Source organism: Candidatus Ichthyocystis hellenicum (assembly GCF_001460935.1).
In the GTDB taxonomy this organism is placed as follows: Bacteria; Pseudomonadota; Gammaproteobacteria; order Burkholderiales; family 2013Ark19i; genus Ichthyocystis; species Ichthyocystis hellenicum.
This window is the reverse complement of sequence record NZ_LN906597.1, coordinates 1,498,609-1,515,236: the sequence shown is the minus strand read 5'-3', so window position 1 is coordinate 1,515,236 and position 16,628 is coordinate 1,498,609. Positions and strand designations below refer to the sequence as shown.

The following is a 16,628-nucleotide window of genomic DNA, read 5'->3' as shown; positions in this document are numbered from 1 at the left end:
GATAAATAATTTAAATGTGGTGTTGTGATTGTGTTTTTATTTTTCGGAGGGGGGGGTATGACTCAGGATAGCGATGATTTGGTAGAATGCCTACGCAAGAGGATTTATAGATATTTTGATGATCTTGATGGAGCTAAACCACATCAGGTTTACAGTATGGTAATTCACGCTGTCGAACGTCCGTTGATTGAAATTATTCTCGATAAAACACAAGGCAATCAAACGCAAGCTGCGTCTATTTTGGGTATAGACCGTAATACACTACGGAAAAAAATAAATCTCTACAAAATAACGGCAAATAGCTGAGTTGCTAATGTTTTGTTACTGTGGTGTCTTTTTGCTGTTTTGTTCCTGGGTTTATTAATTTCTAGTGTGTTTTATGGAAAATAGTGTTTCTCCTGTTGTGCTGATAAGCGTTTCGGATAAGTCCGGAATTGTTTCTTTTGCAAAATCTCTGAATGATAGGATAGGTGCTAAGTTGGTGTCATCCGCGGGTACAGCAGTTGTTTTTAATCAGAATGGCATAGAAACAGATACCGTGGAAGATTGGACTGGCTTTCCGGAGATTTTGGATGGTAGGGTTAAAACTCTACATCCGGTGATTCATGCTGGAATTTTGGCTGATTCCAGCAAAAAGTCTCATTTACAAGACTTGGCTGACCGTAACATATTGCCTATCAGTGTGGTGGTGGTTAATCTTTACCCGTTTGAAAAGGTGTTGCTAGAGTTGTCATCAAGTCATGAAGCTCTTATTGAGAATATTGATATAGGTGGTGCTACTTTGCTCCGTTCTGCAGCTAAGAACTATAAGAACGTTTTGGTAGTAGTTGATCCTAGTGATTATGAGCGTGTTTTAGATCAACTCAGTAAAGATGGCGGTGTTGATTGCTCTTTTAGACTTGAAATGGCAGCAAAAGCTTTTGAGGTAATAGCGAATTATGATCACGCTATTTCTGCATATTTTTCAGGTTATATTCGGAAAAACTTTTCTGATAGTAAAACTTCTCTTCCTTTTAGCTTTGAGCCTCACTTACTTCTTTGTTTGAAGAAGAAGCAAGATTTGCGTTATGGTGAAAATGCGCACCAAAGGGCAGTTCTTTATGTATCTTCTTCCTCTAGGGAGGGTGGTGTTTCCCATGCCACTTTGTTGCAGGGAAAATCCTTGTCATACAACAATTTGGTTGATGCTGATACTGCTTGGGCATGTGCTTCTTCATTTGGGGAACTTGCTTGTGTAATAGTGAAACATGCTAACCCATGTGGTTTGGCTGTTGCTGAAACATCTATTGATGCATATAGAAAAGCGCTTCGTTGTGATGAACTTTCTTCTTTTGGGGGCATTGTAGCGTTTAATGTTGAGGTTGATGAAGAAACTGCACTTGATATTTTAAAAATTTTTGTAGAGGTTGTTATTGCCCCTAGCTTTACTGATGGAGCAAAGCAGGTGTTTTCTCGTAAACCAAATGTTCGTGTTCTGGTCCCCTCGAATTCTTATGGTCAGAATGAGTGTGAATTTAAGCACATTAGTGGTGGTGGTGTTTTGATTCAAGATATTGATTGCCGCAAAATTTCGTTTGACGATTGTCGTGTAGTCAGTGATAGGCAACCAACTAAGTTACAGCAAAGAGATCTCATGTTTGCTTGGAAAGCTGTTAAGTATGTTAAATCTAATGCCGTTATTTTTTGTTCAGATGGTATGTCTTTGGGGATTGGTGCCGGTCAAATGAGCCGAGTTGATGCAGTAGATCTTGCCATTTTTAAGGCATCTGATCGCAATTTGAATTTGAGTAATTCTGTTGTTGCTTCTGATGCGTTTTTCCCATTTCCGGACAGTATTGAGCGTATTGCTAAAACCGGGGCCGTTTCTATTATTCAACCTGGGGGTTCGGTTAGAGACCAGAAGGTAATTGATGAGGCCAATAGACACAACTTGGTGATGGTTTTTACGGGTGTTCGTCATTTTCGCCATTGATTGTTTTTTATTTTCGGCAAGGCATGTAAGGGAATATTTATCATGAAGGTTTTGGTTGTTGGATCCGGGGGTAGGGAGCATGCATTAGCATGGCGTATTTCTTTGGGAGATAGAGTAAGTAAAGTTTATGTTGCCCCTGGTAATGCTGGTACTTTTGCGGAGAAATCCATTGAAAACGTACACATACAATCGGATGACATCAGGTCTTTGGCAGATTTTGCAAAGTCTAATGGGATAGATTACACGGTAGTTGGTTCTGAATCACCTCTAGAGAAAGGGATTGTGGATTTATTTTTAGAAGAAGGCCTTTTTATCTTGGGTCCAGTTAAGAGTTTGGCTCGGCTGGAAACTTCAAAGGTTTTTGCTAAAGATTTTATGTCTCGTCATTCAATTCCGACCGCACCTTATAAGTGTTTTGACAATGCAGTTGATGCTCATGCTTACATAGATCAATTAACATTTGATTTTGTTATAAAGTCTGATGGTTTAGCAGCAGGTAAGGGTGTTTTTTTGCCAGACTCTAAAGAAGAGTCTCATAAGATCGTAGATGATCTGATTACTGAACTTGTTCTTGGTGACTCAGGATCTTCCGTTGTCATTGAGGAGCGTATCAGCGGGGATGAGATTAGCTTCATAATTTTGACTGATGGTGAGAATATAGAAACTTTGGCGACTAGCCAGGACTACAAACGCCTCCAAACAGGAGATTTGGGTCCAAATACTGGAGGCATGGGGGCAAATTCTCCCTCTTCACTGATGACTCCTGAGCTTTATGCAAGGATTATGCGAGAAATTGTTGATCCTACTATGAGTGGCATTGTACATGACTATGGAATGTCCTACAGTGGTTTTCTGTACTTTGGTATTATGGTTAGCGACAATGGTGATCCTTTTTTATTAGAGTACAACTGTAGGCTTGGTGATCCCGAAACTCAGGTTTTGCTTATGAGATTGGTATCAGATCTTAATGAAATATTTTTTTCTGCTGTGCATCAAAAAATGGGATCTATTTCCCGCATTGAGTGGGATACAAGACATGCTGTTGTTGTTATTTTGGCATCGGAGGGATACCCATCAAATCCTATTATAGGGCGTCCGGTTTTATCTATACCTAAAGATATGCCATCGTTTAAGATTTTTCATTCAGGAACAAGATATGAAAAAGATGAGATATTGACTTCAGGGGGGCGAGTTTTTTGTGTTACGGCTCTTGGGGAGACAGTGCGTATGGCACAGAAGAATGCTTATGATATGATTTCCGGTGTTTACTTCTCTGGAATGCAGTATCGTTCAGATATCGGTTATAAGGCGATAAAGGATCATTATTAGCTGGCTGTTTATTTTGACATTATATTTTTGGGTGGGTTTATGCGCAGATTTGGATTCGTTCCTTGGATTGCGCCCGAAGGTTTGCCGTTCGTTTTGGGATCAATTTTTGTGGCGGTTGCTGTCCATGTTGTTTTAGGATTTTGCTTTTCGTGGTTTTTTATAGTTTTGGCACTGTTTGTTGCTCAATTTTTCCGTGATCCAGTGCGTACTGTTGTTTGTTCAGATCCTGGTTTGGTTATGTCTGCTGCTGATGGCAGGGTTGTTTGTATTACGCAGACCGAGGATCCCTATCTTAGGAGACCATCTATCAAAGTAAGTGTTTTTATGAATATTTTTAATGTTCATAGAAATCGTGCCCCGGTTTCTGGTCGTGTGTGCAATAAGTGGTATACTCCTGGTAAATTTATTAATGCTTCCCTCGATAAATCCTCGGATAGTAATGAAAGATGTGCTTTGTGGCTTAAGACAGATGAGGGGTTTGATGTGGTCTGTGTCCAGGTTGCTGGGCTCGTCGCCCGCAGGATACTTTGCTATGTTAGTACATCTCAAGTGGTGCAGGTTGGGCAAAGTTACGGTTTTATTCGTTTTGGGTCTAGGCTTGATATGTATTTACCCATAGAGTCTCGCCTGTTGGTTTCCATTGGTGATCGGGTAAAGGCCTCCCTGACGGCTTTATGCGAGCTGCCATAATAAGCGCTTTCCTTGATTATTTTTTAGGTTCGAGACTATCTTTATGCATAAAAAGACTTTTGGGTTGCGCTCTGCTCGTCGTGATTTAAAAAAGAAAACGATTTACCTGTTGCCGAATTTGCTTACAACATCTGCATTGTTTTGTGGATTTTTTGCTATTGTCAGGTCTATGAACGGCGATTTTCGAAGTGCTGCCTTCGCCATTTTTTTTTCTACCATTTTTGATAATCTTGACGGTCGTGTTGCACGTTTAACGCATACTCAAAGTGCATTTGGTGCTGAGTATGATAGTCTCTCTGATATGATTTGTTTTGGTGCAGCACCAGCACTCATTATGTATGAGTGGTCACTTAAGGCAATGGGAAGGTCTGGATGGGCAGCTGCCTTCATATATTGTGTAACTGCCGCATTGCGTTTGGCCCGTTTTAACGTTTCTTTGGATGAAGAGGAAGGCACAAAACCTCATTTTTTAGGACTTCCTAGTCCAGTAGCTGCCATATTGCTGGTTAGTTATGTGACTGTTGTTAGGAGTCATACCCCCCATGTTTCTCCTTTTTTACTAGATATAACTTCTTGGATACTTACAGTTTTTGCCGGTCTAATGATGATTTCTAGTATTCCTTTTTATAGTGGTAAAAATATTAATTTCAGGAAAAGTATTCCGTTTTCTCGTGTTGTTTGGGTAGTATTGGCAATAGTTGCTTTGTCACAGTCTTTGATTGACCTTTTCGACATGCTGTTTTTTCTCTCCCTATCTTATCTTTTTTGGGGGTGTTTCCGCGCTGTTTTTAATAGACTCCTGCGGAAAAAGAATTTGTCTTCACCTGAAGATGATTCTGACTCTGGTTGTACTGTATAGTAATTTGGTAGGTTTTTGATTCATTGTAATTTTGCTAAGGGGGGTTTTGGCTATGTCTATGGCAAAGATTGTTAAGCGTTTCTTTTCCTATCTGCTTGTTGGGGTTTTGGGAGCAGTTGTGGGTTCCGGTGCCTACCAGATGTACTTGACAAAAAAGGCGCTTATTTTCAATGCTAATGAAGTTTTGCCAATAAAATCTGCTAGTGTAGTACCTTCAAATCACGCTGCTGATACGTTGCATTCTTTTTCCAGTATTTTGAGTGTTGCTCGTCCTTCCGTTGTTCATGTTCGTGTTACTCACCGTCCGGATTTTTTTGAATGGGGAATAGATAATATACTGAGGGACCTAGACTCTTGGTTTGGGCAGTTAGACGAGTCTCTGCGCGTGCATAAACGCCAAACGCAGGGAATTCACTCATTCTATGACGTATCAGGGGTAGTGATTTCATCTGATGGCTATATTTTGACATCAGCCTATTTGCTTTATGGGGCAGAGAGAGTTCAGGTTGTAGCTTCTACCAATAAATTGTTTGATGCTCAGGTTATTGGTCTTGACCGTAATAGTGGTTTGGCATTGATTAAGATCGCTAATGATAAACCACTAACTCCGGTGAAGTTAGCAAATATGAAAAATATTTCCGTCAATCAGTGGGTTATTTCTATTGGATATGATGATACCGTTTCTCATGGTGTTATTCGTTCCTACATGCCCCATCATTTTATATTGACTGATGCTTTGCTTACAGCTAAGGGTGTTGGTGGTGTTTTGGTTAATATGGACGGTGACTTAGTAGGTATTAATACTCCTCATGTAGACTTTTCCAATAATTTTTCTTTTGTTATTCCTTCCGATTATGCCCTTAGAGTTTCTACAGAGCTTAAGCGTAACGGGTTTGTTAGACCTACATATTTAGGTGTTGTGGCGCAAAATTTAACCCCTGATTTGGCTAATTCATTCAAGTTAAAATTAAATTCATGTGTACTGGTTTCTCAGGTTATGGCTGGATCTCCTGCTTTGTTGGCGGGTATCAAGTCTGGTGATTGTATTTCTCAGTTTGAAAATCATGCAGTAACAAATGTAGATGAATTTTATTCTCTTGTTGCTTCTCATGATGCTCTTAATCCAGCTTCTGTTTCACTATGGCGCGGTAGTGATTTGCAAAAGTTTACGGTAAAGTGGTCAAATTCTGCATCCAATTCTATTGCTAATGATGATAAGTCTTTTCGTTTTTACGCCCCTATGGGCATTTCGTTGCGTGAAATGTCTCCAGATGAGCTTAAACTTGCTCGTACCAAGAATGGTTTGTTTGTGGGGCATATTCTGCAAACAGGAACTGCTTATCAGGTTGGTATAAGGTCTGGTGATGTTCTGATTGCTATGAATGGTAAGCCGCTTACTCAACTTAAACAATTTGATGATATGATCAATTCCCCTTCGAAGTCTGCATCCTTTTTAATTCAGCGCGCCTATGATAGGGCGTTTGTTGCGGTTGAGAAAAAATAAGGCATCTGCTTAGTTCTGTGTTTGTGCAAGCCCTTCTTTTGAAAGGGCTTGCTTATTGCTCTGGAGATGTTCTCAATGAAGTCGTGTGATATTCGCTCCGCATTTATCGACTTTTTTAAGAGGAATGGGCACACTGTAGTTCCTTCAAGCTCTCTCGTTCCCGATGGTGATGCCACCTTGCTTTTTACTAATGCGGGGATGGTTCCGTTTAAGAATGTTTTTATTGGTAAGGAACGTCTTTCCTATGATGCTGCAGTTTCTGTACAGCGCTGTTTGCGTGCAGGAGGAAAGCATAATGATCTTGAAAATGTTGGCTATACTTTTCGTCACCATACTTTTTTTGAAATGCTAGGAAATTTCAGTTTTGGTTCCTATTTCAAAGAAGATGCTATTTTTTATGCTTGGAATTTTCTAACTTCAGTTCTCAATCTAGATACTTCCCGGCTATGGATAACGGTCTACTATACTGATGATGTTGCTTATGATGTTTGGCTGCATAAAATTGGTGTACCTGAGGAGCGGCTAGTTCGTATAGGAGGTAAAGATGGTGATCCTTACTGTTCTGATAATTTTTGGCAAATGGGATCTACTGGTCCTTGTGGTCCATGTACGGAGATTTTTTACGATCATGGATCGTGTGTGGCCGGTGGTCCGCCTGGTTCTCCTGAGGCAGATGGAGATAGGTTTGTAGAAATTTGGAACTTAGTTTTTATGGAATTTAATCGTACCATCGATGGTATTCTAGAGCCTCTTCCTCGTTTTTGTGTAGATACAGGGATGGGGTTGGAGAGAATATCTGCCGTTATGCAAGGTGTAACAAGTAACTACGATACTGACATATTCCGTGAACTATCCTCGGCAGTTCAGTTAATTATAGGCAAAGATAATCTTTATGACAATGTTTCAGTAAGGGTTATTGCAGATCATATACGATCTGCTTCTTTTTTAATAGCTGATGGAGTTCTTCCTGGGAATGAAGGTAGATCTTATGTTTTGAGGAGAATAATTCGCCGTGCGGTCAGGCATGGGTATCAACTAGGTCAATATGTTCCTTTTTTTTACAAGCTTGTTTCTTGTTTAGTAATGGTAATGGGTGATGCTTATATTAATTTGAAGCAGCAGGAAAGTAATATATCCTTTGCAATTAAGGCAGAGGAAGAGAAGTTTTTTGAAACGCTTGAACATGGCATGAATGTTCTTGAGCATGAGCTATCACAAAATATACAAGTTATATCGGGGGAATTGGCTTTTAAGCTGTACGATACGTTCGGATTTCCACTAGATTTGACTGAAGATATTTGTCGATCCAGGAATGTTTCCGTTGATACGGAGGGATTTGATAGAGCCATGTCTGTTCAACGGGAAACTTCTAGGGCACATTCCTCCTTTCATGGAAACTTATCGATGTCGATTGGTGATGAGATAAGTTCTGATTTTTGCGGTTATGAACATATAGAAGTATCAGCAAATATTGTTGCTATCTATATTGATAATAAATTGAGTTCAGCTATTTCTGAAAATCAGGAAGGTTTTGTAATTTTTGATAGAACCCCATTTTATCCTGAAGGGGGAGGGCAGGTTGGAGATTGTGGTCAGTGGGTTTCTGAAGATATGTCCGTAGTTTTTACAGTTAGTGATACGCGTAAAGTATCTTCTCTTGCAATTGCTCACTATGGAATTGTTTCTAGGGGAACTTGTAGGGTAGGTGATACGTTGAAGGGTGAAGTAGATAATAAGCGTAGATTACAAATAGCCAGGCATCATTCTGCGACGCATCTACTGCATTTTGCACTTCGTCAAATTTTGGGAACACATATACAACAAAGAGGATCTCATGTTGATGAATATAGATTGCGTTTCGATTTCTCTCACCATGATTCGATATCTGATTTTCAACTTGTTAAAATTAGTGATTTTGTTAATAGTGAAGTTTTGTCAAGTACCGAAACTAAAATTTCATTCATGAAGTATCAAGAGGCAATAGACTCGGGAGCAATAGGGTTATTTTCTGATAAATACAATGATACAGTGCGAGTTCTCCAAATTGGGAGCTCTAGAGAGCTGTGTGGTGGTATACATGTGCATAATACCGGTAGTATAGGGCTGTTTGCTATTACCTCTGAATCTGCAATTGCATCTGGTGTGAGACGGATAGAGGCTGTGGCTGGTTTTTCTAGTATCAAGATTTTTCAGGATGCTACACAACAACTAAAGAAAATATCAAAGATTGTAAATTGCAATCCAGTAAGTGTTTGCGAGGGTGTGTTGCGTGTTTCCGAGCAATTGTTAGCTGCACAGAAAGTTGTAACTAAACTTAATAGAGAAATGCTGCTTCAACGTATTAGAGGCTATAAGAATGATTGTCGTGTATACAACGGAGTTTCTTTATTTATGATTCATGATGAGGATGTTGATAAGTCAGATGCCCGTTTTTGTGTAGATAGTCTTTTTAATGATTGCAACAATAGCATTATAATTTTTGTCACTGGGAAGGCACCATCTTTTAACCTCATTTGTTCAATCTTTGATTCCGTTTTACTTAATATTGATGCTCGTTCTTTGCTTAAAGATTTGTCTAGCCTTGTATCTGGTAAGGGGGGCGGTAGAGCTAATTTTGTCCAATCTAGTGCGTCTTTCCCAGGGGGGGTTTCTTCGTTCTTTGATGCAGCTCTTTCCTGGATAACCAAAAGATTGGATGATGTTTCGTGTCGCAACCTTTTCTAGGAGATTTATGAAAATTTTGATCAGTAATGATGATGGGTACGATGCGGAAGGTATAATTGTCCTATCTAAGGTTGTTCGTAAGTATTCTTCCGATGTTGTTGTATTTGCCCCAGACTCGAATAGAAGTGCTTCTAGTTTTGGTCTCACCAAAGGAAGTATAGCGGTAGAAGAGGTAGAGCCAGCTGTTTACAAGGTTTCTGGTACCCCATCAGACTGTATGATTATAGCACTGGAGGGGTTTTTTGATTGGCGTCCTGATTTGGTTTTGTCGGGTATTAATTTGGGAGCTAATTTGGGTTCAGACGTCATTTACTCTGGTACTGTATCAGTTGCAATGCAGGCATTTTGGCATGGTATAACGGGGATAGCCTTCTCATTTTGCAGCCAGACTACAGCTAATTTTGCTACTGCAGATCACGTAGTTACCACTTTTTTAAAAAATTATTTTAATACTTTTTCAAAATCTTCTCCATTTGCTATGAGTATTAATATACCATCCGTACCGGTACCTAGTTGGAAGGGGTTTGCTTATACTAATTTGGGACAACGTGGTATTTCTCATCCTGTATCTTGTTCAGAGGTAGCTGATGGTATCTATTCTTGCTCTTTAGGTGGTTTAAGTGGGCCAATTAACGTTTCTAATGAACATGATTTTTGGGCAATAGGTAACAACTATGCGTCAGTTACCCCATTGAAATTTTTTTATAATGATCCCAGATCATTCTATGATCCTAGTTGGATGATAAAGCTGTAGTTTATTTTGTTTTGAAAATGAAAAGTTAACCATGTTCCGCTCACAGATGATTGTAATTGCCGCCTTTTCATTGCTGCTTTCAGGGTGTGCTATGACGACCATGTATCAATCCGGATCGACTGCTATCATTCCCCAACGACAAAAGTTTGTCTCCACTGTTTACTACTGCCAAAATTGCTATGTTACATTTAGTGATATTAGTGACCTAAAAACTTTCAGTAAACATCTTAACTGTCCAGATGCAGAAATGATTTATGCAAATCCCAATTACTCATTGTATACCGTCATACACAATGGGGAGGTTATTCATTTGCCCGATGCGTGCAGAGTCAGGCAGTCCCCTGGTTTGGCTATTAGTCCTGTGACAGCAGCGATTACCGATGAGGCTTCAGAATCGAGTTCTACTTCTCCGATAATACTCCGTAACAATTATTGTAGTGTTTGGATTAGCCCTAACCGTTACTCCAGAAAGGCTATGGCCTTAGTTTGTCCAACTTTATACAAGCCCCTTTCATTGAGAAAGTGTGCGTACGGTGGTGTTGTTGTTGATACCGATAGCAAGGATAAAGTTTTAGCTTCTGCAGCTGGACAGGTTGTTGTGTCGTCCTCTTCGTTGAAAAAATACGGTAATTTGATAGTTATTCGTCACGGATACGATTATGCGTCTGTCTATAGCCACTTGGGTAGTACTCTTGTCAAAAATGGGGATTTAGTACAAGTGGGACAACCTATAGGGACACCGTTGTGTATTAAAAAAGATGTTGTTGACTGCTCTTTTGATTTTAGTGTGCGCTTCCATGGGCATATTTTGCCTCTTCGTTTGGCTTTAAGAGGGGTACATAATGATACTAAGTCACGAAAAGATAAAGAGTCACAGACTATTCTTAAAAAAGATGATCATAGTTATTTGTCACATAAGAGTTCTTCATCAAAAAAGTTACTGAAAACAACTAACACTAATGTTAATGGGCGGCATGGTAAAAAAAGATTTAAAGAATTTTCTGTTAAGATTAAACATAAACCATCTACCAGTAATCACCCTAAACATGAAAAAACTAAAATTTATAGTAAAAAATAATGAAATAATTTTTATTTCTCACACCATAAACTCTTTAGTTTATAATTACCTGCTTCCTAATCTGATTTATTCCCGGAAGGATTTGCTGAATGATTAAGGGTTGTGTGTCCGCGTTAGTTACCCCTATGAAGCACGGCGGGCAAATTGATTTCAATAGCCTGGATCGTCTAGTCGATTACCATCTTGCAGAAGAGAGTGATGGGCTTTTGCTCATGGGTAGTACCGGGGAACCAGCTCTTCTTACTTATGATGAAAAAAAAGAGATAGTTACGCGAGTTGTTGGTCGTGTCGACGGAAAGATCCCTATATGGGGTGGGGTAGGAACTAGTTCTACAAGGGAAAGTATTATCAAGATAAAGGATATGGAAAGATGGGGAATTAATGCTTGTTTGTGCGTTGTTCCTTACTACGTTAAGCCTACTCCTCAAGGTATTTTTGAGCACTTTGCCTCGCTTGCAGATGCAGTTTCGGTGCCTATTTTTATTTATAATGTTCCTGGAAGGGTGGGTACAGATATTTCCTTGCAGACACTAATAAAACTCTCAGAATTGCCTAATATAGTAGGGATGAAGGAGGGAACTAGCAATGTGGAGAGGGCAATTGATTGGATGCAGCATTTGCCCGAAAATTTTTTATTTTATGCCGGCGATGATGCAGTCTCCCTTCCAAGCTTGCTAATGGGTGCTTATGGGTGTGTCTCTGTCACAGGCAATGTTGTTCCCCGTCTTATGCACGACATGTGTAGATATGCTTTTTCTGGTCAACTCAATGAGGCTAGGGAAATCAATAGTCTTATGTGGGGACTACATCGTTTTTTGTTTTCCGAATCAAGTCCAATTCCCGTCAAGTGGGTTTTGAGCGAAATGGGGCTTATTGAGCCGGGTATTAGACTTCCGCTAACTTGGCTCAGAACTGAACATCATGATAACCTTAGGTCAGCTATGAAGCAGGCGGGTATTTTCAAACGACAATCTTTTTAGTGTTTTGCAAATTTTGTCGCTATCGCTCTTACTGTCAACTGGAAGTTTTATGTATCCATTAAAAAGAGTTTTTTTCTTGCCCTTGTTGGTTTTTCTAACTGGATGTGGCTCCTTGTTTTCTTCCTTGCGTTACTCTACGGCTCCATATAAAAACGAAACGTCAAGGTTGGTGGTTCCTCCTACGTTGACTCAGCCAAATTATAACTCTACCTATAATTTAGATGAAGTTGTACAGAATAAGGGCTTGGCCATTGACAAAGTACCATCAGAAGAAAAACTGAGAGACTCATCTGTAAGTCTTATAGTAACTTCTGGAATTAGGTTGTCTGAGGATGTTTCAGGTTTGACGGTTTTTGTTCCTCAGGGAATGGGTCAAGTAGCGGATAAGACGTCTCATTTTATGTCAGACAATGGTTTTGATTATTCATTTGGTCACGGTCGTGCGGTTATTGAAACTGGGTGGAATACTTCATGCTATTACAATGAATATCTTTACAGATCATTTGATGGTTACCGTTGGTGTTCTCGTGATAGGTATCGTATTACTTTTCATTCTGCTTTGCCTGAGGCAGGTACTTCCGTGTCGTTTTCTCATCAAGAGGAATCGTCTACTATATCAATTGTCCTAGGTTCAAGGTTTAGCAGAGGGTTTAAAGCATTGCCTTTGTGGCACTCTTGTGTTGGCTGTGGTAGGTACCCACTCAGCTACGTTGTTCCGCGTTATCTTTCTTTCTGGGGAGCTAATTCTTCAGGAATTAATCTCCTTATGTTGCTTTCTCGTAGCTCTACAACAAAAATAAACGCTTCTTTTCCGGAATTAATGCGACCATTTACAATGATTATAAATCACCCGGTGCGTAAATCGTGGGAGATGACAAGGAAAGCTATAGTTAGTAGCGGTATTGAGTTGTATCGAGAAGATTTTAAAGGTGCTAGTTTTTTGATCAAGTATCTCGATCCCTCGTTAGTTCCAGAGGTGGGGAGTGTATTTTCAAAGATTTCTCGTTTTCTTGGGGCTGGATCTACCACCTCGCGTCAAGTCGATGTGAGCCCACATACATATGTGGTGAAGTTGGTATCAGATTCTAAATATAAAGGAACGAGGTTGTTGATTGCTAATTATTCAACTGGTAAGGAGGATTTTTCTCCTGTTGCCTTGAGAATTGTGAAGATTATATACCAGAATTATTAGTGTAATGAATGACTATAGTGGTATTCCTCCTGTTGTTGCTATTGATGGACCGTCTGCGTCTGGTAAAGGTGCGGTTTCTGTTCTAGTCTCTAGAAGTCTCGGATTTAACTATCTTGAAAGTGGGCTGTTGTACCGAGTAGTAGGAGCAATTGTTCTAAAAAATAAATTGAAATGGGAAGATAAGCTTATTCATGGGTTTATTTCCGATCAAAAAATCTCCTGGGATAACAATGGTTATCCCCTTGTCAATGGGTGTTTATTTTCTGGCTTGTATGATCCTGAGGTTTCGCTAGCGGCGTCTCGTGTAGCTAAAATAGGATTAATAAGGGACATACTTCTTAAATTGCAGCAAGATTGCAGACAGAATCCAGGATTGGTAGCTGAAGGCAGGGATATGGGGACTGTAGTCTTTCCTGATGCAAGGTTGAAGATTTTTTTAACGGCAATACCTGAAGTTAGGGCAAAAAGAAGATTTCTTCAGTTGAAAGAGAGGGGGGGCTGTGTAAAAATGAGCGAGGTTTTGGAGGAGATTTTGCTTCGTGATTCTTACGATTCGACACGAAAGGTCTCCTCTTTAAGGGTTGCTGAGGATGCTATTGTTATCGATTCTACGAATATGTCGGTTAATAGGGTGGTGGATGAGGTTTTGCGGTATGTATCTCAGCGTATTTTATAACTTTTTTGCAGGGAAATTTTTTTCTTCCCTTTCTAATTAGCTTTGGCTAAGGATTTTGTTTAATGTCTAATTATCATGAAGTTGATGATGTTGAAGAAAGCTTTGAGGAGCTTTTTGAAGAAAGCCTAAGTAAGCAAGAGATGCGCGTCGGTGAGGTTGTTACTGCCGAGGTTATACGAATCACTAACAATTTGGTTGTTGTTAGCTCAGGTTTAAAATCAGAGTCATATATCAATGCTGATGAGTTTCGCAATGATCAGGGTGAGCTTGAAGTTTCAGTGGGTGATTTTGTTAGTGTAGCCATTGAGGCCATTGAGGATGGTTACGGAGAAACTCGTCTATCACGAGATAAGGCAAGGCGTATATCCGCTTGGAATGAACTAGAAAAAGCGATGGCGGAAGGCGCAGTTGTAACTGGGTGCGTGTCAGGTAAAGTTAAAGGTGGTTTGACCGTTATGGTCAACGGAATCCGAGCTTTTTTGCCGGGTTCATTGTTGGATATAAGACCTACGAAAGATACTACTCCTTACGAGAACAAAACATTTGAGTTTAAAGTTATTAAACTTGATAGAAAAAGAAATAATGTCGTACTTTCGCGCCGTGCTGTTTTAGAGGAAGTTATGGGAGAAGAAAGAGAAGCTCTCATATCGTCCCTTACCGAAGGTTCGGTAGTAAAAGGATTAGTTAAAAACATAACTGACTACGGTGCTTTTGTTGATCTTGGTGGCATAGATGGTCTCTTACATATAACGGATCTTGCTTGGCGTAGGGTTAGACATCCTAGTGAAATTCTTTCAGTTGGGGATGAAATTACTGCTAAAGTTCTCAAGTTTGATCGAGAGCGTAACCGTGTTTCTTTGGGTGTAAAGCAGCTAGGTAAAGATCCTTGGGTAGGTCTAGCCTCTCGCTATCCACCTAGAACTAAGCGTAAAGGTAAGGTTGCTAATATTACTGATTATGGTGCATTCGTAGAGATAGAACCTGGAATAGAGGGTCTGGTTCACGTCTCAGAAATGGACTGGACTAATCGTAATATTCATCCTAGCAAAGTTGTTCATCTAGGTGATGAAATCGAAGTTATGATCCTAGAGATCGATGAGCAACGCCGTAGAATATCGTTGGGTATGAAGCAGTGCAGTGCTAATCCTTGGGAGGATTTTGCAAAAAACTTTAGCAAAGGTGACTGTGTAACTGGACAGATAAAATCTATAACTGACTTTGGTGTTTTTGTTGGGTTGAGTTATGGAATCGATGGTCTGGTTCATCTATCAGATTTGTCTTGGACTCTTCCTCCTGAAGTTGCTGTTCGTAATTATAAAAAAGGGCAAGAGGTTACTGCTTTAGTGCTTTCAATTGATGTTGAGAGGGAGCGTATTTCTCTCGGAATTAAGCAGGTTGATGATGGTTCTTTGGGTATTTATGCATCAATAAACGATAAAGGTTCGGTTGTTTCTGGTATAGTGGCAAGTGTAGATAAACAGCTTGTCGTTGTAACTTTAGCGGATGACGTTGAAGGTAGGCTGAGTGCATCTGATGCTGCGGTTGATGACCTTACTGCATTGTTTAGTGTTGGGGAGAAAGTTAGTCTTACCATACTTAATATTGATCGTAAGGACCGTTTTGTTCAATTGACCGTGAAATCTGCTAAACAGTCGGCGGATTCGGATCGTCAGCCTTCTGTTGATAGTAATGTATCTTCTGGTACAACAAACTTGGGTGCTTTGTTAAAGGCGAAACTAGATAGCAATCTAAATGGTAGTGGTGATCATGAGTAAATATGGGGTAAATCGTTCTGATATTATAGCGCGTGTGGCTGAGCGCTGTGGGGGTGGACTCTCACTCAAGGAGTGTGATTCTATTGTGCGCGTTATATTGAATGCACTTTCTGAGTCGCTTGCTGATGGTGGTCGTGTTGAGATTCGTGGATTTGGTTCGTTCGGTTTGAATTATCGTGCTCCTAGAATTGGTCGCAATCCTAGGAATGGTGAATCAGTATCTATTCCGGCGCGCTGTATTCCGCATTTTAAACCAGGAAAGGAGCTGAGAGCCGTAGTTGACGATTCTTCTCATCGTTCTTCCTCGTCTCAGTCTTAGTTGTGTTGGATGGCGGAGCAATTTCTCCTTGTAGCCCGGAGTATTGCTCCGATTTTGTGCGTATGTTGATGTTTTACTGGGTGTTGTCGGAGTTTACATGAAAAGGAAATTTTCCCTTTGGTTGGTTTTGGGGGTGTCGTCTTTGCTTTTTGCTCTCCCTGTTTTGGAGGGTTGTGGGGTGGTTGCTGTTACCGGGATTGCAGCTGCTTTGGTTGTTTCTGATCGTCGTCAAGCTGAGGTTATTCTGTTGGACAGATCAACCCAGCTGAACTCCAAGTCTATCGCTAATCGTACTACCAAGGGGCATGTTGAGGTTACCGTTTACAATGGTATAGTTCTCTTGACCGGGCAAGTTCCGTCGTATGCTAATAAATTGAGAGTTGAACGAGTTGTATCTCACGTTAAGAATGTCAACAAATTAGTTTCTGAATTGACGGTTGGTCCTGATGTAGGGGTTATGCAGCGTGCTAAAGATTCTGCTCTTACAGCAAGGATTAAGGCCGATATTTCTCAGATTAAGAATCCGTCTTCCTCTCTTGTCAGGGTTGTAACCGAAAATAGTGTAGTCTACCTCATGGGTATTGTTACACGTGAGGAAGCCAAGGCAGTTTCCTCTCGTGTTCGTGTGATACCAGGAGTTGAGAAAGTTGTAGAGGTTTTTCAGATAGTATCTCAGGAGACGGCTGATCTCTTGGATGGCCGTTACTCGAATAAGACCAGTAAAAGCGACAATATGTCTTTATGAGGCATCATTTTTGATCTTGTTTTCCATTTTT

Annotated in this window: 15 protein-coding genes; all 15 read left to right on the top strand. The window is 40.2% G+C overall.

The window, feature by feature from the left end; genetic code table 11:
* The first annotated feature begins 57 nt into the window (after positions 1-57).
* Complete coding sequence (locus tag Arg41_RS05810) at positions 58-306, top strand: helix-turn-helix domain-containing protein (RefSeq protein ID WP_092343429.1); 249 nt, start codon at positions 58-60, stop codon at positions 304-306.
* A 73-nt stretch (positions 307-379) separates the two neighbouring features.
* A complete protein-coding gene (gene purH, locus Arg41_RS05805; protein ID WP_092343430.1) occupies positions 380-1,972 on the top strand; it encodes a bifunctional phosphoribosylaminoimidazolecarboxamide formyltransferase/IMP cyclohydrolase in 1,593 nt (530 codons plus the stop codon).
* 42 nt (positions 1,973-2,014) lie between these two features.
* Positions 2,015-3,301: a phosphoribosylamine--glycine ligase gene (gene purD, locus Arg41_RS05800; RefSeq protein ID WP_092486573.1), complete on the top strand. Its 1,287-nt coding sequence runs from the start codon at positions 2,015-2,017 to the stop codon at positions 3,299-3,301.
* Between the two features lie 39 nt (positions 3,302-3,340).
* On the top strand, positions 3,341-3,991 hold the full coding sequence (locus Arg41_RS05795; RefSeq protein ID WP_092343432.1) for a phosphatidylserine decarboxylase: 651 nt from the start codon (positions 3,341-3,343) through the stop codon (positions 3,989-3,991).
* A gap of 43 nt (positions 3,992-4,034) precedes the next feature.
* Complete coding sequence (gene pssA / locus Arg41_RS05790) at positions 4,035-4,850, top strand: CDP-diacylglycerol--serine O-phosphatidyltransferase (protein ID WP_092343433.1); 816 nt, start codon at positions 4,035-4,037, stop codon at positions 4,848-4,850.
* Between the two features lie 52 nt (positions 4,851-4,902).
* On the top strand, positions 4,903-6,354 hold the full coding sequence (locus Arg41_RS05785; protein ID WP_092343434.1) for a trypsin-like peptidase domain-containing protein: 1,452 nt from the start codon (positions 4,903-4,905) through the stop codon (positions 6,352-6,354).
* Between the two features lie 75 nt (positions 6,355-6,429).
* Positions 6,430-9,078 carry an alanine--tRNA ligase gene (gene alaS / locus Arg41_RS05780; protein WP_157722295.1) on the top strand — a complete coding sequence of 883 codons (2,649 nt, stop codon included), beginning with the start codon at positions 6,430-6,432 and terminating at the stop codon, positions 9,076-9,078.
* 7 nt (positions 9,079-9,085) lie between these two features.
* Positions 9,086-9,832: a 5'/3'-nucleotidase SurE gene (gene surE / locus Arg41_RS05775; RefSeq protein ID WP_157722294.1), complete on the top strand. Its 747-nt coding sequence runs from the start codon at positions 9,086-9,088 to the stop codon at positions 9,830-9,832.
* Between the two features lie 31 nt (positions 9,833-9,863).
* The gene (locus Arg41_RS05770; protein WP_092343437.1) at positions 9,864-10,910 is read left to right on the top strand and encodes a M23 family metallopeptidase; all 1,047 of its coding nucleotides are present in this window, start codon (positions 9,864-9,866) and stop codon (positions 10,908-10,910) included.
* A gap of 89 nt (positions 10,911-10,999) precedes the next feature.
* On the top strand, positions 11,000-11,890 hold the full coding sequence (gene dapA, locus Arg41_RS05765; protein ID WP_092486583.1) for a 4-hydroxy-tetrahydrodipicolinate synthase: 891 nt from the start codon (positions 11,000-11,002) through the stop codon (positions 11,888-11,890).
* 49 nt (positions 11,891-11,939) lie between these two features.
* Positions 11,940-13,082, top strand: a complete 1,143-nt coding sequence (locus Arg41_RS05760) for an outer membrane protein assembly factor BamC (protein ID WP_092343439.1) — start codon at positions 11,940-11,942, stop codon at positions 13,080-13,082.
* Between the two features lie 4 nt (positions 13,083-13,086).
* The gene (gene cmk / locus Arg41_RS05755) at positions 13,087-13,758 is read left to right on the top strand and encodes a (d)CMP kinase (RefSeq protein ID WP_092343440.1); all 672 of its coding nucleotides are present in this window, start codon (positions 13,087-13,089) and stop codon (positions 13,756-13,758) included.
* A gap of 62 nt (positions 13,759-13,820) precedes the next feature.
* Entirely contained in the window at positions 13,821-15,533 is a 1,713-nt protein-coding gene (gene rpsA, locus Arg41_RS05750) for a 30S ribosomal protein S1 (RefSeq protein ID WP_092343441.1), read from the top strand.
* Positions 15,526-15,852: an HU family DNA-binding protein gene (locus tag Arg41_RS05745; RefSeq protein WP_092343442.1), complete on the top strand. Its 327-nt coding sequence runs from the start codon at positions 15,526-15,528 to the stop codon at positions 15,850-15,852. Before rpsA ends, Arg41_RS05745 begins: the two co-directional genes overlap by 8 nt.
* A 43-nt stretch (positions 15,853-15,895) precedes the next feature.
* Positions 15,896-16,597, top strand: coding sequence for a BON domain-containing protein (locus Arg41_RS05740; RefSeq protein ID WP_242641411.1), 702 nt, complete (start codon positions 15,896-15,898; stop codon positions 16,595-16,597).
* Positions 16,598-16,628 lie beyond the last annotated feature (31 nt).

Coding starts and splice junctions, on each gene's coding strand:
- Arg41_RS05770 (WP_092343437.1), top strand. CDS start 9,864: ATGTTCCGCTCACAGATGATTGTAATTGCCGCCTTTTCATTGCTGCTT.
- cmk (WP_092343440.1), top strand. CDS start 13,087: ATGAATGACTATAGTGGTATTCCTCCTGTTGTTGCTATTGATGGACCG.
- Arg41_RS05785 (WP_092343434.1), top strand. CDS start 4,903: ATGTCTATGGCAAAGATTGTTAAGCGTTTCTTTTCCTATCTGCTTGTT.
- alaS (WP_157722295.1), top strand. CDS start 6,430: ATGAAGTCGTGTGATATTCGCTCCGCATTTATCGACTTTTTTAAGAGG.
- Arg41_RS05745 (WP_092343442.1), top strand. CDS start 15,526: ATGAGTAAATATGGGGTAAATCGTTCTGATATTATAGCGCGTGTGGCT.
- pssA (WP_092343433.1), top strand. CDS start 4,035: ATGCATAAAAAGACTTTTGGGTTGCGCTCTGCTCGTCGTGATTTAAAA.
- surE (WP_157722294.1), top strand. CDS start 9,086: ATGAAAATTTTGATCAGTAATGATGATGGGTACGATGCGGAAGGTATA.
- rpsA (WP_092343441.1), top strand. CDS start 13,821: ATGTCTAATTATCATGAAGTTGATGATGTTGAAGAAAGCTTTGAGGAG.
- dapA (WP_092486583.1), top strand. CDS start 11,000: ATGATTAAGGGTTGTGTGTCCGCGTTAGTTACCCCTATGAAGCACGGC.
- Arg41_RS05810 (WP_092343429.1), top strand. CDS start 58: ATGACTCAGGATAGCGATGATTTGGTAGAATGCCTACGCAAGAGGATT.
- purH (WP_092343430.1), top strand. CDS start 380: ATGGAAAATAGTGTTTCTCCTGTTGTGCTGATAAGCGTTTCGGATAAG.
- Arg41_RS05760 (WP_092343439.1), top strand. CDS start 11,940: ATGTATCCATTAAAAAGAGTTTTTTTCTTGCCCTTGTTGGTTTTTCTA.
- Arg41_RS05795 (WP_092343432.1), top strand. CDS start 3,341: ATGCGCAGATTTGGATTCGTTCCTTGGATTGCGCCCGAAGGTTTGCCG.
- purD (WP_092486573.1), top strand. CDS start 2,015: ATGAAGGTTTTGGTTGTTGGATCCGGGGGTAGGGAGCATGCATTAGCA.